Source organism: Microcoleus sp. MON2_D5, from assembly GCF_036701905.1.
Taxonomy (GTDB): domain Bacteria; phylum Cyanobacteriota; class Cyanobacteriia; order Cyanobacteriales; family Microcoleaceae; genus Microcoleus.
The window spans coordinates 1-20,511 of the sequence record NZ_JAUBRM010000096.1; the positions used below are offsets into that span (position 1 = coordinate 1).

General features: G+C 45.6%; 19 protein-coding genes and 1 tRNA gene. 7 read left to right on the forward strand and 13 right to left on the reverse strand.

The genetic code is table 11. From position 1 onward, the window contains the following. Window positions 1-164: 164 nt before the first annotated feature. The 3 genes from QUA47_RS25645 to QUA47_RS25655 form a co-directional block, all read right to left on the reverse strand. The gene (locus QUA47_RS25645) at window positions 165-1,661 is read right to left on the reverse strand and encodes a mannitol dehydrogenase family protein (RefSeq protein ID WP_333432841.1); all 1,497 of its coding nucleotides are present in this window, start codon (window positions 1,659-1,661) and stop codon (window positions 165-167) included. Window positions 1,662-1,867: 206 nt separating this feature from the next. After that, window positions 1,868-2,611 carry an HAD family phosphatase gene (locus tag QUA47_RS25650; protein WP_333432842.1) on the reverse strand — a complete coding sequence of 248 codons (744 nt, stop codon included), beginning with the start codon at window positions 2,609-2,611 and terminating at the stop codon, window positions 1,868-1,870. Then, the gene (locus QUA47_RS25655) at window positions 2,592-4,097 is read right to left on the reverse strand and encodes a mannitol dehydrogenase family protein (protein WP_333432843.1); all 1,506 of its coding nucleotides are present in this window, start codon (window positions 4,095-4,097) and stop codon (window positions 2,592-2,594) included. Before QUA47_RS25655 ends, QUA47_RS25650 begins: the two co-directional genes overlap by 20 nt. A 1,267-nt stretch (window positions 4,098-5,364) precedes the next feature. Between QUA47_RS25655 and QUA47_RS25660 the strand changes: the two genes are divergently transcribed. Beyond that, window positions 5,365-5,937: a hypothetical protein gene (locus QUA47_RS25660; protein ID WP_333432844.1), complete on the forward strand. Its 573-nt coding sequence runs from the start codon at window positions 5,365-5,367 to the stop codon at window positions 5,935-5,937. On the opposite strand, the gene QUA47_RS25665 is transcribed toward QUA47_RS25660, so the two are convergent. The 6 genes from QUA47_RS25665 to QUA47_RS25690 all read right to left on the reverse strand — a co-directional run bounded on the left by QUA47_RS25665 (window position 5,856) and on the right by QUA47_RS25690 (window position 10,640). Next, window positions 5,856-6,605: a DUF72 domain-containing protein gene (locus QUA47_RS25665; RefSeq protein WP_333289659.1), complete on the reverse strand. Its 750-nt coding sequence runs from the start codon at window positions 6,603-6,605 to the stop codon at window positions 5,856-5,858. The two genes, QUA47_RS25660 and QUA47_RS25665, sit on opposite strands and share 82 nt — an antisense overlap. A 99-nt stretch (window positions 6,606-6,704) precedes the next feature. After that, window positions 6,705-7,082, reverse strand: coding sequence for a hypothetical protein (locus QUA47_RS25670; RefSeq protein ID WP_190655969.1), 378 nt, complete (start codon window positions 7,080-7,082; stop codon window positions 6,705-6,707). A gap of 173 nt (window positions 7,083-7,255) precedes the next feature. Beyond that, window positions 7,256-8,308 (reverse strand): CAF17-like 4Fe-4S cluster assembly/insertion protein YgfZ, encoded by a 1,053-nt coding sequence (gene ygfZ / locus QUA47_RS25675; protein WP_333432845.1) that lies wholly within the window; start codon window positions 8,306-8,308, stop codon window positions 7,256-7,258. Between the two features lie 91 nt (window positions 8,309-8,399). Continuing rightward, on the reverse strand, window positions 8,400-8,783 hold the full coding sequence (locus QUA47_RS25680) for a hypothetical protein (RefSeq protein ID WP_333080559.1): 384 nt from the start codon (window positions 8,781-8,783) through the stop codon (window positions 8,400-8,402). 71 nt (window positions 8,784-8,854) lie between these two features. Further along, window positions 8,855-10,138 carry an RNA-guided endonuclease IscB gene (gene iscB, locus QUA47_RS25685; RefSeq protein ID WP_333432846.1) on the reverse strand — a complete coding sequence of 428 codons (1,284 nt, stop codon included), beginning with the start codon at window positions 10,136-10,138 and terminating at the stop codon, window positions 8,855-8,857. 430 nt (window positions 10,139-10,568) lie between these two features. Beyond that, a tRNA-Val gene (locus QUA47_RS25690) sits at window positions 10,569-10,640 on the reverse strand. Between the two features lie 72 nt (window positions 10,641-10,712). Here QUA47_RS25690 and QUA47_RS25695 point away from each other — a divergent pair. Further along, on the forward strand, window positions 10,713-11,342 hold the full coding sequence (locus QUA47_RS25695; protein ID WP_333432847.1) for a metal-binding protein: 630 nt from the start codon (window positions 10,713-10,715) through the stop codon (window positions 11,340-11,342). Window positions 11,343-11,408: 66 nt separating this feature from the next. Then, window positions 11,409-12,236, forward strand: coding sequence for a nucleoside triphosphate pyrophosphohydrolase (gene mazG / locus QUA47_RS25700; RefSeq protein WP_333432848.1), 828 nt, complete (start codon window positions 11,409-11,411; stop codon window positions 12,234-12,236). 137 nt (window positions 12,237-12,373) lie between these two features. On the opposite strand, the gene QUA47_RS25705 is transcribed toward mazG, so the two are convergent. Continuing rightward, a complete protein-coding gene (locus QUA47_RS25705; RefSeq protein WP_006634106.1) occupies window positions 12,374-12,775 on the reverse strand; it encodes a helix-turn-helix transcriptional regulator in 402 nt (133 codons plus the stop codon). Window positions 12,776-12,963: 188 nt separating this feature from the next. Here QUA47_RS25705 and QUA47_RS25710 point away from each other — a divergent pair, with 188 nt between their 5' ends. Beyond that, entirely contained in the window at window positions 12,964-13,347 is a 384-nt protein-coding gene (locus QUA47_RS25710) for a hypothetical protein (protein ID WP_333432849.1), read from the forward strand. A 128-nt stretch (window positions 13,348-13,475) separates the two neighbouring features. Here the strand turns inward: QUA47_RS25710 and QUA47_RS25715 are convergent, their stop codons facing one another. Together QUA47_RS25715 and QUA47_RS25720 are read right to left on the reverse strand one after the other, a co-directional pair. After that, window positions 13,476-13,961, reverse strand: coding sequence for an allophycocyanin subunit alpha-B (locus QUA47_RS25715; RefSeq protein ID WP_190655955.1), 486 nt, complete (start codon window positions 13,959-13,961; stop codon window positions 13,476-13,478). Window positions 13,962-14,057: 96 nt separating this feature from the next. Further along, window positions 14,058-14,342 carry a hypothetical protein gene (locus tag QUA47_RS25720; protein WP_333289673.1) on the reverse strand — a complete coding sequence of 95 codons (285 nt, stop codon included), beginning with the start codon at window positions 14,340-14,342 and terminating at the stop codon, window positions 14,058-14,060. A gap of 102 nt (window positions 14,343-14,444) precedes the next feature. Here QUA47_RS25720 and rlmD point away from each other — a divergent pair, with 102 nt between their 5' ends. After that, entirely contained in the window at window positions 14,445-15,857 is a 1,413-nt protein-coding gene (gene rlmD, locus QUA47_RS25725; protein ID WP_333432850.1) for a 23S rRNA (uracil(1939)-C(5))-methyltransferase RlmD, read from the forward strand. A 73-nt stretch (window positions 15,858-15,930) separates the two neighbouring features. Here the strand turns inward: rlmD and QUA47_RS25730 are convergent, their stop codons facing one another. Next, complete coding sequence (locus QUA47_RS25730; RefSeq protein WP_333432851.1) at window positions 15,931-16,422, reverse strand: hypothetical protein; 492 nt, start codon at window positions 16,420-16,422, stop codon at window positions 15,931-15,933. Between the two features lie 90 nt (window positions 16,423-16,512). On the opposite strand from QUA47_RS25730, the gene QUA47_RS25735 reads away from it, so the two are divergent. Together QUA47_RS25735 and QUA47_RS25740 are read left to right on the forward strand one after the other, a co-directional pair. After that, window positions 16,513-19,221: a P-loop NTPase gene (locus QUA47_RS25735; protein ID WP_333432852.1), complete on the forward strand. Its 2,709-nt coding sequence runs from the start codon at window positions 16,513-16,515 to the stop codon at window positions 19,219-19,221. Window positions 19,222-19,296: 75 nt separating this feature from the next. Continuing rightward, window positions 19,297-20,511 (forward strand): hypothetical protein (locus tag QUA47_RS25740; RefSeq protein WP_333432853.1); only part of this gene is annotated, 1,215 nt, incomplete at its 3' end.

Genomic DNA, 20,511 nt, shown 5'->3' on the forward strand with positions numbered 1-20,511 from the left:
TGTTGCATAATTGCGGGATGATTTTGATGGTTTTGTGGCATGGACTCTCGTACCCCGAAGGCGTGTATTTTCACAGCAGGCGGGACGCCTAACCCTAATCCCCACAAGAATCCTCCTCACATTCTGCAACGCCAAATAAGTTTCCTCACGGATGCGGATGGTGCCTATGACAATCGGGCTAGCGTTCCTTTAGCACCGAACTCATGCAAACTACGCAACTGGTCAGCAACAGCCTCAACGAAACGTGGTGACTCTACTAAATCTCCAAAAATTTCAGTCAGGCCCAGTAATGGTCTGGGATCTAATTGACTCAAACTGGCGCGTTGAGTCAGGATGTCTGCTAATGGGTCATCAATGGGAATAGGTTGCCCTTGTTCATCATGACTATTGATGTATCGACACCAAGCAGCAATCGTCAAACTTAGGTAATCGATCGCACCTTCAAGTTGTAATTTATCGCGGATCGATCCCAAAACAAACTTAGGAATTTTGGCCGATCCATTCAGGCAAAGGCGTGGAAGCTGATCGCGAATTTTGGGATTGGAAAACCGTTCTATTAAAGTTTTTTTATAATCGTCTAAATCAATCCCAGGGACGGGTTGGAGTGTTGGTGTCACCTCATCCATCAGGTTAGCGACTGCTTGCTGAAACAAGGGATCGGCCATGACTTCATAAACGTAGGTATAACCTGCCACAGAGCCGAGATAGCCAATCAGCATATGGCTGGCATTGAGCAGCCGAATTTTCATCATTTCATAGGGATGAACATTCTTAGTCATCTGTACGCCAACGGATTCCCAATCGGGTCTGCCTGCACAAAAGGTATCTTCGATTACCCACTGGGTGAAAGGCTCCGCGACGCATGGAAACGCATCATCAATACCAAACTGTTGGCCCACCATTTTGATATCTGCTGGGGTTGTCAGCGGAGTAATGCGATCGACCATGCAGTTGGGAAACGCAACGTGTTCAGCAATCCAACGTCCTAACTCGGGATCGCCCATTTCGGCAAATGTTGTTAGCATTTTCCGCACCATGTTGCCGTTGCCCTGGATATTGTCGCAGGACAAGACTGTAAACGGTGGCAACCCCTTTTTACGCCGCTTTTCGAGTGCGGCTGTCAAAAAACCGTATGTCCCAATTGGTTGGTCAGGATGTTGCAAATCGTGCTGCATCGTCGGGTGGTTTACATCAAAATTGCCACTTCCTTCAATGTAGTAGTAGCCGCTTTCAGTGATCGTTAGAGTAACAATTCGGCATTTAGGATCTGCTAATGTTTCAATAACTGCTTGACGATTGTCTGGTGCAAACAGGTATCGAGTGATTGAGCCAATGATTCGAGCGGGATCTCCTTCTAGCGATCGCTCAACTAAGGTATACAAACAATCTTGGGACAGCAGCGCATCCCGCATACGCCTGTCATAGTCATTGTCCAGCAATCCAACACCACAAATTCCCCAATCACTACCAGGATTCTGATGGAAATAATTATCAAGATAGAGCGCTTGGTGCGATCGATGAAATCCACCAACCCCAATATGCACAATTCCATTAGTAATTTGATGGCGATCGTACTTGGGTACGCGCACGTTTCCAGGTAAAAGAGACAGGGAGGATTGATTCAGCTTGATTGTTGAGCCTGTGCTGGTATTGCTGTTCATCTTAAATTTATGACCTTGTGATGACCGCTTATTATGAGTATTGCAGGATGGGTGAAAAAGGTGGAGTCAATTTTGGCGGATCTGCATGACAAGTCGATCGCATGACGGATCTCTGATGAAGTTGTCGGCCGGGCTATTCTTGACAAAATCTAATTTTTCATAAACCGGGCTAAGGGCATCAAGCAATCGCGTGATGCTCCGTGTCCTTACACTGGGGTTGCTGATAATAGACCGATTAGATCGTCCATCCGCTCGATAACTTGGTGGGCACCAGCCGACACAAGACCATCTGCACGGCTGCTTCGTTCATCCTCGCTTATATGAGTTCCCCCTACATAACCGATAATCTGCCCAATTCCAGCGGCAACCGCAGCCCTTACCCCACTGACAGAATCTTCAATTGCCACGCAACCCGAAACTTCTGCGTCCAGACACTTCACTGCATGTAGGTAGATGTCAGGAAGCGGTTTGGGACGCGGAACAGGGAGAGAGTCGTGAGCACTAAATACCTGCTCGCTTGGGAAATAGTCGGTCAGGGCAGCAGAAGTAAGGCAAGCACTCAGCCGCTGTAAGCTGCTGTTACTTACAAGTGCATATTCAAATCCGTCGTCGCGCAGGGAAGACAGCACTTGGGGCGTTCCGACCGTCGCTTTTGCTTCTACAGTAAGCCGTTCAATCGCTCTCTTTTCTTCTTCAGCCACTAGCCTGTCAATATCGCGCTCATTAAGACTGATTAATGAGTCTGGGTAGATATTTTTGAGTATTTCCCTGTAGGGTTTCCCGGCGAAGCTTTTAACAAAGTCCTCAAGTTCATAGTGTTGAGCGCCAGGGAACTCACGAGCCACTTCATTTGTCAGTCTCCAGGCGCTCTTAAGTGCTATGGTTTCACTGTCAACGACAGTTCCGTCATGATCGAAAAGCACCACCAAATCATGCTGAAGCGCTTTCATTTAAAAGACCTCCCTCACTGTAATTTTTAAGCGTAGTTAATAGTCCGTGGGTCTGGAGATCTCGCAAAGCTTGGAGGCATTCATTATCTACGACCTGTGTCTGTTGGCAATTCTCCAATCCCAGAATCCCGCTAATCACTGCGCCTTCTTGAATCGCTGTAATTGCGCTTTGGGTATCCTTGGCCTGATAGGGTTGACCAGACTCGCACGCCTCTTCTCTGACTGCAAGCAGCCACGCCGCAACGGGAAGTATAATCCGCTTCATGCTGACCTTTCGGCTATAAGCATCCTGAAGTATCGGAAATATATACTTGCCTACTTTTCTACAGGTTTCTGAAGAGATTCTCTCAGTAGTATCGGGAAGAGCCTCGTTACTGAGCCTTAGTAACACCTGCTCCATATATTGTTCGCACATCTCGCGAGGCACTGGTGTTGCTGCTGCGATATCGTCCATCAGAAGCCGAGTAAACAACTGGAATTCCGGTACCGCGATCGCCTCGTGCATATACTCTATACCTGCTCTTACAGCTAAACAGGCTATGAAAGAGTGTACTGCATTCAAGAATCTCGACTTCATATAGAGGAAGGGAGTGATGTCGCTAGTCATAATCACCCCCGTATCTTCCCAGTTGGGTCGATCGCCTGTGAAGTTGTCTTCCACGACAAACTGCCAAAATGGTTCCGTTACAATGGGTGCGCGATCGCGAACTTGCAACAGTCGGTTGGGGTAGTTATAGTCGGATTCTTGCTCTTGAGGCACAATCCTGTCTACAACCGAATTAGGGAACGTGGCGTTATCCCTGATGTATTCTGCAAGCTGAGGATCGATCTCTTCAGCGTAAGCTAGCACTGCTTTTCGCAGGATCTCCCCGTTTCTTGGGAGGTTGTCGCAAGAAAGGGTGGTGAACGGAGTCATTGAGCGATCGCGTCGTCGGCGTAGCGCCTCTACTATAAAGCCAATTGCAGTTGTTGGAGTGGAAGGATTTCGCAGATCGTGCGCGATGTCTTCATGCGTGGTGTCGAGATTAAAATTCTTGTCTAGATGGTACCCTCCTTGAGTAATAGTAAGAGTCACCAGGTGCACAGAGGGAGACGCCATCTTTTCAAGCACATACTCGCACTTCTCTCTACCATTAACTATTTCCCTGATAGAACCTATAACTTCCGCTTCCTCACGATTTTGAGCGCAACTAGAGTGTTTGGTCAAAGTGTAAAGGAATCTCTGTGGTTTCAACCTAGTAATGGTCTGTTGACTCTTGAGGCTAACCCCACAAATCCCCCATCTCTGCTCTTGGAAACCCTTCTGTGCAAGATAGTTATGTATTATGTAGGCAAGGTGACCCCTAAAAAAACGACCTGGCCCGAAATGGACGATACCAGTCTTCAGCGCCCTCCTGTCGTAAAGAGACTGTTGCCTCCACAAACCAGTTACAGTACTGAAGCGAGAGCTTGAAGAAACACTGGGCGGTCTGAGTAAGTTAACCATGATACTTCTTAAATAAGTGTGATCGGGTAAAAGGAAAATTTGTCAGTCTGGGTATACCCAATGACCTACAAGCAACACAAATGTCTTAAACTGCGAAAATGTCGGGTAACCTTTGTGCCATCTACAAAGAAGCGTATTACCAGATGGTAGTTAGGGTGTGACAGATAGAGCAGAGAAAGAAAAAATCAGGTAAACCTAATTAAGAATCAAAGCTCAATTGGTCATTAACCTGAAGTAAGGCACAAGACTACGCCACCTACTGCAACTTTTTTCAACTTTGGCAAGTGCGTAAGCCGAATGTATGTCTTATAAGGCCCAAAAAGAGTGCTTTTTATTCTGGCTTTAGATTCCCCCATAACTCTGTAGACTTTGATGTTATTTCCCTTGGTCGCTGCTCTCCTCCTTTTTCAGGAGAATCTACAAACAATTCTTTATAGGTACTTATAACAACAGGGTAATTAGGGTCTGACAGGTAGAACAGAGAAAGAAGAAATCAGGTAAACTTAATTAATTAAGAATCAAAGCTCAATTGGTCATTAACCTGAAGTAAGGCACAAGACTACGCCACATACTGCCACTTTGTTTAGCTTGGACAAGTGGATAAGTCGAATGTCTTTCCTATCAGGCGCTAGACTGCTTTTAAATTATGCCCTTAGATTACCTAATAGCTCTGTACACCTTGTATATTATTGGCGTTGGTCGCTGCTATCATCTGTCTTCAGGAGAATATACAAATAATTCTTTAGAGGGACTTATAATCACAATCAAGTGTATACTTGGCTACAACCAGTTAAGTTAGAGTTTGGCGTTTGTGTAGCAAGCGTCCGAAAAACAACGCTTGCCTTGAAAAGTCCTGTCTGTAGCGGCTGGCTGATACAGCATTGCAAGGCCGTTTCAGTCTGTCCATAAATTTTTAAAGTTTCCTCACTCACAACTGGGCTCTGCACTCCTCCTGAGCAAATCCTCCACAGACACCTGACAATCTGGAAATGCCAAAGGTGCGATTAAATCCGACTCGGCAAACACCAGCGGGCTAGCATAACACTCTGCCCCTGGCTCCGAAAACACATACAATCGACGGGCATTGATATCTAGAATCCAAATACTCCCTGATTCCTGACCGAGCGATCGCAAGCAGGGGCTTTCAATTCCCTGTTAGTTAAGTTAGATCGCTCCGTAGATGTTGCCCGCGTGGAAGAGTTATCTTGTTTTGACGAACGGCGGGCTGACTTGAATATTTACCGCGCACTATTGAGGCGCATCAAGAGTGAACTTGCTCTACTTTTTTGAGGTAAAAGCTGACGGCAAGAGCTTCTATAAAATTGGAATTACGACTCGACTAATTGAGGAACGGATAGCCGCAGTGCAGCGGGATGTGAGAGTCCATTGCTCAGAGGTGGCCATCAACTTGCTGGGATTGTGGGAACACCGAGGGAATGGGGAACTGTACTTCAAACACCGCTACAAAGTGTTTAATTATCGCATCGAGAAACTGACGGAGTATTTCGTGTTTCTCAATGTCAAGCGCACCCTACGGGATTTGTTTGAAATGGAAGCAAGAGTGCTCAGTAATGTTGAGCAGCAGGCGATCGGCTTGTGCTGGGTGATGTTGAGTTGGATGTGCGGGTTCGGGGTGAGTGCGATCGTCAAACAACAACCTAGACAAACGCCACCTCCGATTTCTAATTCAGCTTCAGGGAACTGCGGAGCGTTTTTGAATGCGCCCAAAAGAATGGGGACGCTCTCAATCTTCGCTTGTCAGGAAGTACGGTTCTCCACAAAAGTTTTTAGCTTTGAAGCGTTCCTCACTGCATTTCCCTCTCCGTCGTTGTTGAAGTAGACGAACACGCTTCGCCCCTGGCTTTCCCACTCGTGGATGCGATCGGCCCACCAATGTAAATCATCATCCGAGTAGGAGCCGCCGTAGAGATTGTTGGGGTCGGGGCCGTGGAGGCGCACATAGACGAATGAACCCGTTGCGCGCAGGATACAGGGGAGGAGGGCCCCGCTCATCACGCAGTAAGCCGCTCCTTGGCGTTCTAGCAGCGAAAATACCTCTTCTGTGTGCCAGCTTGGGTGTCGGAATTCCACAGCTACTTTGATCCAGGAGGGCACCTGTTCTAGAAAGTAGGCTAGGCGGGCCAAATCGCAGCCGAACTGGGGAGGAAGCTGGACCAGCAGAATACCCAGTCGATCGCCCAGGCATTGAAGTCCCTCACTCATCCGTTCCAACCACTTTTCTGGCGAGTAAAGACGCTTGGAGTGCGTTAGACCGCGGGGCGCTTTTACGGTCATCAAAAATCCTTGGGGGAGGCGCTCTCGCCAGTTAGCAAAGGTAGTGTTTGGTGGCCAGCGGTAGTAGGTGCTATTAACTTCGACGGTTTGATAGTGCTGGGTATAGCAATCGAGCCTAGAGCGAGGCGGTAGCTGGTGGGGATAAAGCACACCTTCCCAATGGTCGTAACTCCAGCCTGAAGTGCCGATGTGAACAATCGAATCGGGGTTCATTATCCCTTCCATGATTCGGATCTGGAAATCGCTACTAAACAAACAAAGTCCGCGCAGGCGGACTAAGAATATGATATTTGAAAACTGGATGCGATTGAATTAGTTGGATCGATCGCTGCTACCTAGATCTGTAGCTTTTTCTACTGCTGCCTGTGCCGGCGTAACTGCTTCGCCCACGTTATCTTTTACCGATTCTATAAATCTTTTGGTACTGGGGGCAATCGGTTGGTCAAGATTCAGCTTTTCTCGGATATTGTCAAGTACACCCGTGGCATCCTTCTCTGTATCGCTTGTTGGCTGCCGAGCGGGACGGGCAACTTCGTAAGACTTAGCTTCAGGGGTTAAAGATGTAGCGATCGCTTGCATTTTGTTGCCCGACAATTCCAATTCGGAGCTAAAAATCAGCGCTATTCCTACAGCAAAGATTATTCCTACTCGCAGGCAAATTGTAACTAAGCGCGATGTAAACTTTTTCATTGAAAAACTCTGTTTTTTCTATGACGACTGTAATATACAATAATTGCTGTTGTTGGTTTGCAAATCTATCTAAAGATAGGACTTCGTGTCAATTTATTGCGTTAACGTTCACCTAAATCAACCTCAACAAAAAAGTTTTGGGCGCTGCGGCGCCAACAGGCGATCGATCGCAACTAGGAACTCAAGAAAGGTACATTTACTACTTCCCCTGACACCGATCCGACTTGCACTTTCAGTCCTTCACCGCCCGCTTTTGTGCGGATGTAAGCAAGACCAAAAAAGCCCGATTCAGTTTCCGTAAAACTGGTGAGTTTGCCGACTTTTTCCTCTCCAATAGTGACGGCTGTTCCGGGTTCAACCGCACCGCTCAACTGCACGCCCCAAAGTTGCTGTTTGACTCCTTTGTAGGTGTTCAACCGGGCAATTGTTTCTTGACCGATGTAGCAGCCTTTGTCATAGGTAATCGTGTGTAAAAGGCGGGCTTCTAAGGGGTTGTAATCGTCTGTGAGTTCAAAATCGGGTACGGGGCGTCCTTGTTCGATTCGCAGTTGTTCCCAAACTCGATCGCCCATCGGTACGGCCCCAGCTTTGACTAATTCATGCCACAAGCTTGCTGCATCGCTTGCTGGCGCAATTAACGTGTATCCGGGAGTTGCTAAACCGCTACCAACCGCCCCTCGGACTTCCATACCTGCAAAATTTATCAATTTATGAGTAGCGTAAGGTTGATTTTCTAGTTCGGTAACTCCGATTTTTTCTAGTAGTTGACTGGTTTCCGGGCCGAGGAAACTGAAAGTAACAGTTGTATCGGTTAAATCTGTTAACTCCACGCGATCCATTGGGAAAATATAGCGATCGAGCAATTCCAGCAGTTGGCGGCGGCGGTTGGCTGAAACTAACAGCAGTACGGCATCTTCTGTCGCGTAAGCGGTGGCGAGGTCGATCGTCCGGGCGGTGGAAGTCACGAAAACGGTGTCGCAACCTTGACCGGGTTTGAGTATATTAAAGTTATTGGTACTTTGATTGTGCAAGAACCGCAGTCGATCGCTGTCTGAGATTTGAATGCGTCCCCAGTGAGTGCGATCGTACAAAGCCACACCTTTTTTAGTTGCCGCGATCGCTTCTGCGTCGTTACCAAAACTCACTGGCACAATTTCTTTGGTTGTTAACTCTGCAAAAGTAGCACCAGCCGCTGCTTGAATGTCGTGCAATTCTTGAATCCGCATAAAATTTTGTTGACTGTTGAGTGTTGACTGATGACTGATGACTGTTGACTGTTAACTGCTGCTTTCCTGTCAACTGACAACTGACAACTGACTATTTGCCCAAATTGGCGAATATTTCTTGTATTAATTGACTGGCTTTGGCATCAAGACGATTCCAATCTACATCGCCAGTGTCATCGTCAATCAAGCTAGTGTCAATTACGACTTCCTGGCTTTGCAGTTGAGTGTGGGCGGGCTGGTAGTTGACAAAGCAGACTCGATAGCAAAGTTCCCAAATATCGACGCATCTTTGCTCGCCTTGAAGCTCTAAAATTAGTTGATAGCCAGGAATTGGAATCTGCACTTCTTGATAAGTGCCCGTCCAGACAGACTCCTCTAATTGTTTGCGGATGTTGTCGAGCACTCGGATCATCGCTGGCTGCATGAGCAGTTCAGCTTGCTGCCACGCGATCGGGCTCGTGATTTTAGGCTTCATCTGTCTTCCCCCGTAGAGACCCCCACTGTACCTGTACCCAGGTCAGTGGCGGGAGGAAACTGGGCCCGAATCTATGCAACATAGCCATAACCATCCTGTTTGTGAATGTGTTTGCAATAACGATGACTAATTCCTTGAATCAGTCCATTCGCTGTGGAAATATTAAAGCTTCCACTAGCACGAGTTGCAATTCTCCCTTTGTAGATTCCCACTTTTTTTCCACTCGTCACAATCGCTTGGACAATATCCCCCGTTTGGAAACCAAAATGAAACTTGGTTCTGGAAACATGGCGATTGGGAAAGCCAAAACGATCGGTTCTACAAGACTGTCTTGAACCATGTCCCATCGCTGAAATCAGCAACGGTTTAACTCCTTTGATTGTTAATTCAGGAGTGGAAAGTCCAACACACGCTGCATCCAACCAGTGAGTTTTTGTTAATCCTTGTTGGGAACGGTTGAATTTAGTTAGTCCTCCCGATCCCGTTTCAACTGGCAGACCAGTCGCCTTCAGAGTTTCTAACAACGCAAATCGGGTGGTATTGACCGAGGCTGCATCTGCCAAAGGTTTTTTGGTTTGTCCCAATATTCTCTCCAGTTTTGCTGGGTCTTTCTGCAGAAATTCTTTAAGGTCTTTCGTCCCTTTCTTCCTGTTACATTTTTCGCAACTCAAAGTTAGGTTAGTAATTGAATTTGAACCTCCTTTTGCCCTTGGGTGAATGTGTTCTATTTGCAGTGGAACATCCTTAACTCCACAGTAGGCACATGCTCTATTCCACTTTTCCAGCAAGTATTCTCTGGTTTCATATCCAGTGAGAGTTCCTTGCTGATATTCTTTCCCTTGGATTTCTGGATTTCGCATCAACTGCATATCAAAGCGGACTAATTCTTGACTAATGGCTGCAATCGGTGTGAATTTGCGTAATCTTTCTACCCAAGTTTTGATATTCTCAATTCGACTTTGTAAGCTAGGGGGTAGCCATCCTTTTGGACGGGTTCTATTTAAGAAACGTGGTTGGCGGGAGCGAGTTTTCCGATTCCGTCTGCTACGTCTCAATTGTCGTCTGGACGTTAAGGCTTCTCTAATCGCCAAGCCCCGATGTTTGATCTCGGCGGCGAAAACTACCTCACCGGTGATATCCTTAACTAAGGCAATGCCTGTATATTTTGCACCAGGGTCAATCTTTAAACGAAGTCCTTGTACTGGCGAATCGGGATGCGATTCTTTGAGAATTAAGGTGAAAGGAAATCGTCTAAAGACAGCAGCTTTTCTCTGCCACAGTAATTGTCTGGCTTGGGCCGGATGAATTGGATCTAAGGGTCGTTTTTCTGAGTCCACGATCAAGACTTTGGACATTTCTGTCCCTCCTTTCGGGTAATGTTCGCCTAGTCAAGGTTTCTAGAGCTTTTTGCACCTAACGCACTACCTCCCAAATGGTTGTTTAACGTTAGATGACAGAGCTACAAACTGGCGTCGCATTTGTAGGTGTCGTGACTTAAGAAACGTAGTGAGCTAACACTTAGACGGGTCAACTAGGGCTGTATTTCAAGCCCCCACTAGAATCGGTACTCCGATTTAGTGGTGGGTTGTTGACATACAAGGTTCTAAAAAAGAAAATCAATAAATTAATTTTCTAGCATTGCGTGCCAACTTTTGAGACATCCGCCACAGAATGTTAAATTTAGTCGTCATCCAATTCAAAAGTCAACCGTCAACAGCAAAAGTTAAAGCCGTTCTCGGCTTGACGGCTAAAAACGGCTGAAACTGTTGATATTGAGTTATCGGATGGGTAATGTAGGATTTGAACCTACGGCATCCTGCGTGTAAAGCAGGCGCTCTACCACTGAGCTAATCACCCAATTGCACTCACCGGGATTTATCATATCACAGTAACTCAGAAAGATCAAGTAAAAAAAATCCTAAACTTTAAATGCCCTCTGGCCGCACCCACGATCAAATAACCATGTGGAGTTTGCCCTTGGTGGCAGCCCTCACCTTTGGCCAGACTCAGAGCAGCAACCTGACTTTGCTCGTTTCCGGCAGCTTCTTATTCGGCGGGCTGATGTTTGGCCCCGACTTGGATATCTACTCCTGCCAGTATCAGCGCTGGGGATGGTTCAAAGCGATTTGGCTCCCGTACCAAAAAAGCCTGCGCCACCGCTCTTTTTTGTCCCACGGCCCTCTAATCGGTACTGCTTTGCGAATCTTGTACCTCGCTATCTGGATTGCGGTTCTCGGAATGTTGGGATTGGCAATTGCCGAAAAAGTCGGGAACTTAGGCGGGAATTGGCAGGATGTGGTTTTCAGTTACGGGCGATCGCTCTGGGAACACCACATCGAAATTTTAGCCGTTTACATCGGTCTAGAATTGGGCGCTATGAGCCACTATCTGAGCGATTGGGGCGGCTCGGCTTACAAAAGATTCAAAAAGAAAGGATTGAGCGGGTTGCGCCCTCCTAAGACAATTAAGAGACCCAAAATCAAAGCTCCCACTCGCACATCTAGCAAATCCATAGCAGAAGGAAGAAGGAAGAAGGAAGAGGGAAGAAGGAAGAAGTAATAATATCAATAGTTGGAGTAACAACGTTATAACCGTCTTGGCGGTTGATATAAAAGGTAAATTATTATGTCTAATTCTGAAAGTCTATCGCTCACAGCACTCAAAGAACTTATAGAAGTTGTGGCGAAATTGCGATCGCCAGACGGCGGATGTCCTTGGGATTTAGCCCAAACTCCCCAAACTCTAGTTCCTCACATCATAGAAGAAGCTTATGAAACCGCCGACGCGATTCGCAAAGGAGACAAAGATGCGATCGTCGAAGAATTGGGCGACTTACTGTTACAGGTAATTCTGCAAGCTCAAATTGCCAGCGAAGCCAATCAATTTACCTTCGCCGAAATCGCTGCGGGCATTACAGAAAAACTAATTCGGCGACATCCCCACGTCTTCGGCGATGTCGAACTCAACAGCGTCGATGAAGTCAACGAAAACTGGGAAAAAATCAAAGCTGCTGAAAAAGGCACAACTTCGGAAAAGCCGCCAACTTTAGCCTCGAAAATGAGCCGTTATGCCAGCACTTTGCCGCCGATAACCGCCGGGATGAAAATCTCTCAAAAAGCTGCGGAAGTGAGTTTTGATTGGGACAGTGTAGACGGCGTTTGGGAGAAATTTCACGAAGAAATGGCAGAATTTGAACACGCTCTCAAACACGAGGATAAGGCAGCGCAGCAGTCGGAATTGGGAGATATTATGTTTGTGTTGATTCAATTAGCTCGCTGGTACGATTTAGATCCGTCGGCTGCTTTGCAAGGAACAAACGATCGCTTCGTGCAGCGGTTTGCGAAGGTAGAGGCTGCGTGCGATCGACCTTTGTCGGATTATGCCCCAGAAGAGTTAGAATCTCTGTGGCAGCAAGCTAAAGCTTTAATTGCTAAACAAAAGGGCGATCGGTAATAACTCACTCCCGATCACTATTGTTAAGAACAGGCAAGATGCCTGTTCCACAACAACTCAATATTCCTCTTGTGGGGTGGGCTTCTAGCCCGCCCAAAAAAAGCTCATTCACAATACTGCCAGATGTCAGGAATCAACTACTCGTAAAGCTTCGCATCATTGTACGGCGGATGTTCGCAGGCGATATAAAGCGCATTTGTCGGTTCCAGGGCCTCTCCTGTCACCGGGTCGATCGGCTTGAGGACAAAGCATAACAGACTGAGCGATCGCCAATCCAAACTTTCTAACTTCCCGCGTTCGTAGCGACTAACAGTAGCATTACTAATACCGACATCTTTTGGTACAGGATCTCCGGCTGTCCGAAACAGAGCGGCCTCGTATTCTTTTGTGACCATTTCTGTTTCAATAATTGACCAGCCCCGAATCTCTCTAGCTGCTTTCAGAAGTTTGCCCAATCTACCGCGTCCCGTATCCGTAAATCGCACAGGGCGCAGTTTTTCCTGATCGACGACAGCCTTAAAGTCAAGAAATCCCGGCATTTTACAGATCCAATTTAACTCTTAAGCTAGCTGTACTTTTGCCTTGCTCAAGGCAGCACACAGGGTTTGAGCATTACACATTTAGAAACATTACTGCAACTTTTCTGCATTCGTGTAGAATGATATGATATAGTAAGATACAAAGACGAACACCTACTAACTCATCCAAGTTCAGGAGTGACTCAGCCATGACAGCACTGTTTCGCCGCATCCAACCCTCGAAAAAGCTCCGCATCACCGTCAGGTCGATCGCCCAACTGCTCAAAATCAGCCAAAATCAAATTAAGCGAGTCGAATCCTGGGCTTTCGTGGTTTTCGTGCACCGGCGGGACAGAGGCGGACAATTTATCTCGTACCGGAAGCTGGAAGAATGGCAAAATGCGATCGCCCATCATATCCAAACCTGCCCCACCCTTGGAGAACTCTCGCAGCTCAAAACATCCATTCAGTACGACAGCCGGAAATTCAAAAAACAATCTCTCCCAAAAACACTTGACTTTTTAAATCAAATGTGCATTGAAAGACAAGACGAACTCAACATCTGGGAAAGCTTAAACTGCATTGCTTCCTAGCAAAAATGAGGCAGATTTCCTTGCCAAAAAACAGAAGCGAAACATTTGCGAGCAATTGCGAGATAAAATCACCCCAAAAATCACCCGCGAATGCTCCGCCACATTCATGAAAGCAATCACCAAAGCACTTAAGACATTGCCTGAGCGATATAATCAAAATAAGGAGCTGCTTCCTTAGCATCCTCCTGATTGAGCAAAGCCAAAGAAGCTTCCTTCAAACAGCGGATAGCTTCGACCATGCCAGGAACAGGAACGCCCAGAGAATTATACATTTCCCGAACGCCAATCAAACCGATGCTTTCGATCGGCTCTTTGTCACCCGCCAAGATACCGTAGGTAATCAGGCGCAAGTACCAGCCGTAGTCGCGCAGACACAAAGCCCGTTCGCGCTGGCCGTAAGCATTGCCGCCAGGAGAGATAAAATCAGGTCGTTTTTTCCAGAGTTTTTTACTAGCTTCTTCAACAATTTTCCTCTCACTGTCAGACAGCGCAGTAGCAATACGCACCCGCTGTTCTCCGGTTTTAAAAAAATCTTTGATGCTTTGAAGTTCGCCGGTACTGGGATAGCGAAGTTCGTCGTCGGCTTGGAGAATTAGTTGGCTAACTACGCTCATTGTTATTCAAAAAAATTGAGGATATTTGAGAGTAAGATTAATTGACATTCTCATCCCTTAAAGATGAGATTCTTGGTTGGGCGATTTACTTTGCTTCTAACATTTATCAACATTAGAAGTAGCGGGTAAATCTCCGCAAACGTTATGCTTGATGTTCAAGCCCGTTTCCCTGTGTTCCAGGGTACTGCGGGAAAAACTCAAAAACTGCGAGTGAGAGTTTTGATGTCGGCAGACACTTTGACTGTTTAACGAGTTTTTGCTAGCTCGCCCCAACAGCATATCGCACAGGCACGGGTAGGGGCAACTCACAGCCGGCTTGACTTGCAGGTTGAAGCTTGGCTTTAGCACCAAGACTTTCAGCAGCAGGAAGACAGCCTGCAATTGAGCTTGAGTGCGATGACTTACGCCCCGCTTCGCTACGACTTATCTCAGGAAAGAGAGAGCGATATTGCATTACCATATTAAATCCTACCACGACTACTTGTGACCAAATCTAAATTCCCGACCCCAAACTCGACGAAATTGGCAAACCCTTGCCAGCAAGGTCAACTGATTGAGATAGAGATTACTGACTTGACAGACACCGGCGACGGAGTTGGTCGTTTTGGTGAGTTAGTAGTGTTTGTGCCCGATACCGTGACGGGCGATCGAGTCCTTGTTCGGCTCGTGCAAGTCAAATCCACCTATGCTACAGGTAAGCTGGACACACTTCTGGAAGCCTCCGAACACCGCATCCGAGCTAACTGCATTGTCGCCGACAAGTGCGGCGGCTGTCAGTGGCAGCACGTAGATTATCAATATCAGCTTGCAGCCAAGCAAAATCAAATCATTCAAGCCTTAGAACGGATTGGCGGATTTAGCAATCCGCAAGTTGATGAAATTTTAACGGGAAAAATCGAGGGATTTCCTCAATTTTTGGGATACCGCAACAAAGCGACTTATCCGGTGGCAATATCTGCAACAGGTCAAGTCCAAGCAGGTTACTATCAAAAAAGCACTCACAAATTAGTCAATCTAAATCAGTGTCCGGTGCAAGACCCGCGCCTCAATCCTTTGTTAAAAGAAGTCAAAGAAGACATCCACTGGCGGGATTGGCAAGTCTACGACGAAAAGAAACATACAGGAGAATTGCGTCACTTGTCCTTGCGGATCGGACGGCGCACCGGCGAGATGCTGCTAACTTTAATAGTTCGCACTGGAGACTTGCCGGGACTCGAAGAGCAAGCATCAGAGTGGCTGAAACAATATCCTCAACTGGCAGGGGTTTGTTTGAATATAAATCCCGCTCAAACAAATGTGATTTTTGGTGCAGAAACTCGCTGCATTGCAGGTCGTTCTTATCTGCGAGAAAGCTTTGCGGGTTTGAAATTTCAGCTAAGAGCCGATACTTTTTTCCAGGTAAATACAGAGGCTGCTGAAGCATTGTTAGAGGTGATGGTAGGGGAATTGAATTTGCAGGGAAACGAGGTTTTGGTTGACGCTTACTGCGGAATTGGTACTTTTACTTTACCCCTGGCAAAACAAGTAAAAATAGCCATAGGTTTAGAAGTGCAACCGGCGGCGATCGAACAAGCCAAATTAAATGGTGAGTTAAATGACGTGAGAAATGTCGATTTTCAGGCGGGAACTGTAGAGAGTTTGCTGCCTTCCTTGGGATTGACACCGGATATTGTGCTGTTAGATCCGCCGAGGAAAGGGTGCGATCGCGCGGTTTTGGAAGCTATCAAGGAAATCAAACCAAATCGCATTGTTTATGTTAGCTGCAAGCCTGCTACCTTGGCTCGCGACCTCAAAATTTTGTGCGAAAATGGGGATTATAAGTTAGCCCGAGTGCAGCCGGCGGATTTCTTTCCTCAGACTTCTCATGTTGAGTGTGTGGCTTTTTTGGTGCGGTAAATCAAAAGGGCGATCGCCCTAAGCTTGATTTTCGCCAGTCTATCGAATAGCGATCGCCCTTAAATTTACCTCGCTATACCTCAGCAGCTTGTCGGTCTTTTTGAGATTCTAGCCAACGTTCGTAGGCTTCCCTGTCGCCACCGAATCCATCGATCGAAACCTGACGATCGGGCATTGGTTTGAGCGCTGCATCGATCGGATTGTAGCGACAATAGCAGATAACCACCATGCCGAATTCGCTCGAACCACCTTGAGGAAGGTTGGGGATATCGGGGGTGTAGGTTTCGACTCTAGCAACTTCCCAATCACCTGTTTTGTAATGGGTACTCCAACCGTGGAAATTGGGTTCGTGTTCTGCTTCAACCCTGACAAACTCGGTTGGCCTGTATCCTGGTTGCGGGATCGGGCGATCGGATGAATCGAAGTATTCAGCAAGGATGCGAGTCAGAGAATGAGTGTGGGATAGCATTCGATCTTCCCATCCCGGTTGCCGCCCTTCGGCTCTAAAAACAATGTATTTACGCATCGTCATCATCCAGAGTGCATATCTTTTTAATTTAATCAAAAAATCTCTCTTTTTATTTTAACTAGACTTTGAGTAATGTCATAATAGAACAAATGTTTTAAAGCCGATTCGCATTTTCAAACTATACAGATGTCCGTATCCTCACAATCTGACGCTACGCCTGCATATCGCGGCTATCGACTTCAAGCTCTATACACACTTTCGCGCCTACTTGAATCCAATGACAGCGCGAACTTTACTTTTCAGCCTGAAGGTAAAGAAGACCTAGCTATTTTTGACGCTAGTAACAATCTCGTGGAAGTAGTACAGGTCAAAGCGCACAGTGAGGCTCTGGCGCTTTCCTCTTTTAATCCTCAAAAAAGTAATTCTTTCTTTTACAGAGTAGCCCAACTTTTGAAGACCAACTCTCACTTGACAATTAGTATTGCTAGTTTCGGTGAAATAGGTCAGGAAATGCGCCAAGCTTGTGGGGAAAATGATAATAAACGACAAACTGTAGCCAGAAAACTCAGCGAGTACACATTTCTGTCCGAGGTAGAAGCAGATAGCCTCTTGGCAAAAATACAGTTAAGTCGTGTAAAAGAAGCTGCACTAACAGAGAGTGTGTATAGGTTTCTCAAAGAGACTTTAACGGGTGTAGATCCCGAGTCTGCCTTTGAAATATTAAATTTTTGGCTGTATATCTGTGCCGAGAACAAGTGCAAGATAACTCGGCGTGATGTGGTTGATAAGATTAACAAAGTCGGTCGGTTTATAGCTGAACGGGCTGCCCATCACAAAGAGTGGTTTACCACCATTGTGCCTCTAGAAGAGCCAGAAATTGATGCCAAATTAAAAGATGAATTATCGGAGGAATTTTATCGTGGAATTTCAGCTCGTTACGAGCATATTCTGGCGGATGTTGATGTTTTGCGCTCTCAAAAATTACAAGAACTAGCTAAAAAATTTGAAGAAAATAGAGAAAAAAATAGAGTCGTTATTATCCACGGGGCTTCTGGTCAAGGCAAGACTACTTTAGCATTTCGCTATCTTCACGAGTTCTTTCCAGACCAATGGCGATTTAAAGTTCAACTAATTGATAGTAGAGAACACGCTCTTAGTATTGCGACGGCTCTAGCAGGTCAAGCTGATGCAATCGGTATACCAATTGCCGTTTACTTGGATGTTTCACCCAACGATATTGGTTGGACTGAGTTAGTCAAGGAATTATCTACTCATAGAAACATTCAAGTTCTAGTAACGGTTCGCGAAGAAGATTTTCGTCGAGCCAGTATTTCTGGTGCTGAAATTCAATTTTCAGGAGTCGAACTGACCTTCGATCGCATTGAGGCGCAGGAAATCTATCAATCTCTTACAAACAAAAAACTTCCAGCAGAGTTCTTGACTTTTGAGGAGGCCTGGAACAAATTTGGCGGTGAAGGCCCCCTCATGGAATTTGTCTATCTGGTGACTCAGGGAAATTCTCTTCGAGAAAGACTCGAACAACAAATAACGCGACTTAAGGATGAAGCCAGAACAGGAAAGCGAAGTTATGCAGAAATTAAACTCTTGAGATTGGCTTCGGTAGCGTCAGCCTTTGAATCTCGGTTGCAGATTAAACCCCTTGTCAAACATTTAGCTTTAACTGTGCCAGAGAGAACTTGTGAACAGTTTGAAAAAGAGTATTTGCTGAGGCTTAGTGAGGATGGTTCCCTAATACAGGGATTACATCCTATACGTTCAGCAATACTTGCTGACCTTCTAAGCGATTCAACATTTTCACCCTGGTCGGAAAGTGCTAGCATCTGTTTGCCATTCATCTTTGAACGGGATGTTGAAAGTTTTCTCCTTTACGCCTTCTCCCGTCATCGGTTTGAAATTGAACCTTTGCTAAAGTCTCTTACCTCATATCAGCCACAACAGTGGACTGCAATAGCAGGAGTCACGCGGGCTTTAATTTGGTTAGGCATTAAGGAATACGCTGAAGCTAATCAACAACTTATTGCAGAAATATATCAAGATGTAGGAACTGGTTTTCTGTTTGTATTAGATGGCGATATTGCAGATGCTACTCCGGGCTGGGGGAGATTGTGGTTAAGCAACTTAGGACACACGATCCCTCCAGAAAGACGGCAGCGAATAGAAGCTTATCAATCTCGTCAGACTGATAAGAAGCAGGTGTTTGTACGTGCTGAAACATGGTTGTCAAGTCGGACTCAAAAACCTACAGCACCCTCATCTGATGTGGATTGGTCTGGTATGGCGGAAACAATATTTTGGATAGGACATTTTGGACTATCCTGGCCTTTAGCAGAATGGCTTTCTAATTATGAGATTGACCGAGCAATTGATGCGCTCCCCATCGAGATATTAGCTGATTTAATGCTAGGGATGTCTTGCGGATATCAAGACGGCTTTAGTTCTTGGCTGGAGACGAATCGCTCTAGACTTATGAATCGCTTTCGGCAAGAAACACAAACCGTAGCATTGGAAGATGATGGAGAAAAACTTACGGCTCATTTTATTGTTGATATCCAGCAACAAAACGGCTCTCAATCTGAAGACGAACAAGAAGCCGAAACTACTAAAAATCGCTTGCATGAAGAAGCCGTGCAGCGATGCGGACTATTAAGAAGACTGCTGCCAAATCGAGAACTGTATGCTTGTCAAGGTTACGGCCACAGGGTTTGGTCAGGTGAAATCCCATTCGATGAAACTCAAAAAACAGGTATTCCCAAGTCTTATCTTCCAATCTCGTGGCTGCTCTCAGTCAATTCAACATTTAGAGGATTGGCGCTACAACCTTTTAGACCTAAAACTTGGCAGGAATATACTCATTCAATTTTAAACCTCAGATAGACTGTACTGCAAGCGATTAAACAACTAGAACAGGGTTTAGAAGTATATTTCCGTCACTCAAAAAACGTTCCGTTAATGGATAAATCAATTAATGCAGAAAGATGGGATTATTGTCGGCAGATACTGCTAAAAAAGCCCCTGCTTCCCCTTTGCGCTCTTGATGAATGGGGTTTTGTTGATGAACTGACCTCAGATTCACCTAATGAAGGTAGTAAAGAGGCTAAAGAAAATTTAGCCGTTGTCAGTAAGCGAACTTTGTTTCTCAAATTCTACAAGCCTTTTTTAACTAATTTTGGAACTTACACTAGCACTCTTGATAATTTTTTTAACCTGGCACTTCATGCAATAGCATTAAACCCACTCCTGGGAAAAGGATTGAAGCCTGAACAGAACAATGAGGCAACCAAAAACCAAATAATTGAAATCGCCAAACAAAAAGGGATTCAACCTCATGTGATTCGTATATCCAATTTCAACCTAGCTAATACAATCCAACTTTGGCCCAAGCTCCACAAGAACTTTAGACAGTTGCTAGCTCAATTTATCAATGACAATGAATTGGAGTCTTTGGACGATCAAGAACAGGTAGTGTATAGGCGTGTATGGAATCTCTGGTATTTATTTACATCTCAACCAGATTTACGCTTAAAGAATCCTGTCCTAGAGTCTGCCAATCGATTTGATAATCTTAAAAGAGGAATTAGAAACAATCTAAAAAAAGAGTTGCGAAATATTTCCTCTGACAAGTTACGGATTCAGGTTGTATCTGAAGAGATTCTTTGGAGACAGGAACGGACACTGTGGATAAAAATTGATAGCGAAAATCCTGTAGAAGTATACAACTCCTTGGAAAGGGTACTGACTGCGATCTGGCAGGCATTTTTAGAAGTTAAGAACAAGGATTTGCGACACCATGTGATTGACTTAAATTGGCCTTTTGTTGTCATTATACCCTTAGTCAAAGGCAAGTCTTTGAATGCTACGGCATGGCGCATTTCCCTAACTGTTCTGTTATCAAATGACGAACAGCTTGAATTAAAGTGGTGGAATTTAGTTCCCCATCCTATTCCTCCAGAGGCTTTAACTGAGTTGAGATTAACAACTTGGGCAGAACCGCGTTTAGAAGTGGCGCATAAGCTAATTGCTTCGGTGTCCAAGTTATCGTTATTTGCAGCCCATTTTCGAGATTTTGCAAGACTTCCCGATTTAAATGAAGTAGGTAGGCGGGAAAAATTATCTTTATGTGACGAAACATTAAGTAGCGTGATTAGAGTGAAATTTAATACGTTG

What these genes read in the sequence shown, in the direction of transcription:
- QUA47_RS25645 (WP_333432841.1), bottom strand. Translation starts at nt 1,661, where the DNA reads ATGAACAGCAATACCAGCACAGGCTCAACAATCAAGCTGAATCAATCC.
- QUA47_RS25650 (WP_333432842.1), bottom strand. Translation starts at nt 2,611, where the DNA reads ATGAAAGCGCTTCAGCATGATTTGGTGGTGCTTTTCGATCATGACGGA.
- QUA47_RS25655 (WP_333432843.1), bottom strand. Translation starts at nt 4,097, where the DNA reads ATGGTTAACTTACTCAGACCGCCCAGTGTTTCTTCAAGCTCTCGCTTC.
- QUA47_RS25665 (WP_333289659.1), bottom strand. Translation starts at nt 6,605, where the DNA reads ATGAACCCCGATTCGATTGTTCACATCGGCACTTCAGGCTGGAGTTAC.
- QUA47_RS25670 (WP_190655969.1), bottom strand. Translation starts at nt 7,082, where the DNA reads ATGAAAAAGTTTACATCGCGCTTAGTTACAATTTGCCTGCGAGTAGGA.
- ygfZ (WP_333432845.1), bottom strand. Translation starts at nt 8,308, where the DNA reads ATGCGGATTCAAGAATTGCACGACATTCAAGCAGCGGCTGGTGCTACT.
- QUA47_RS25680 (WP_333080559.1), bottom strand. Translation starts at nt 8,783, where the DNA reads ATGAAGCCTAAAATCACGAGCCCGATCGCGTGGCAGCAAGCTGAACTG.
- iscB (WP_333432846.1), bottom strand. Translation starts at nt 10,138, where the DNA reads ATGTCCAAAGTCTTGATCGTGGACTCAGAAAAACGACCCTTAGATCCA.
- QUA47_RS25695 (WP_333432847.1), top strand. Translation starts at nt 10,713, where the DNA reads ATGCCCTCTGGCCGCACCCACGATCAAATAACCATGTGGAGTTTGCCC.
- mazG (WP_333432848.1), top strand. Translation starts at nt 11,409, where the DNA reads ATGTCTAATTCTGAAAGTCTATCGCTCACAGCACTCAAAGAACTTATA.
- QUA47_RS25705 (WP_006634106.1), bottom strand. Translation starts at nt 12,775, where the DNA reads ATGCCGGGATTTCTTGACTTTAAGGCTGTCGTCGATCAGGAAAAACTG.
- QUA47_RS25710 (WP_333432849.1), top strand. Translation starts at nt 12,964, where the DNA reads ATGACAGCACTGTTTCGCCGCATCCAACCCTCGAAAAAGCTCCGCATC.
- QUA47_RS25715 (WP_190655955.1), bottom strand. Translation starts at nt 13,961, where the DNA reads ATGAGCGTAGTTAGCCAACTAATTCTCCAAGCCGACGACGAACTTCGC.
- QUA47_RS25735 (WP_333432852.1), top strand. Translation starts at nt 16,513, where the DNA reads ATGTCCGTATCCTCACAATCTGACGCTACGCCTGCATATCGCGGCTAT.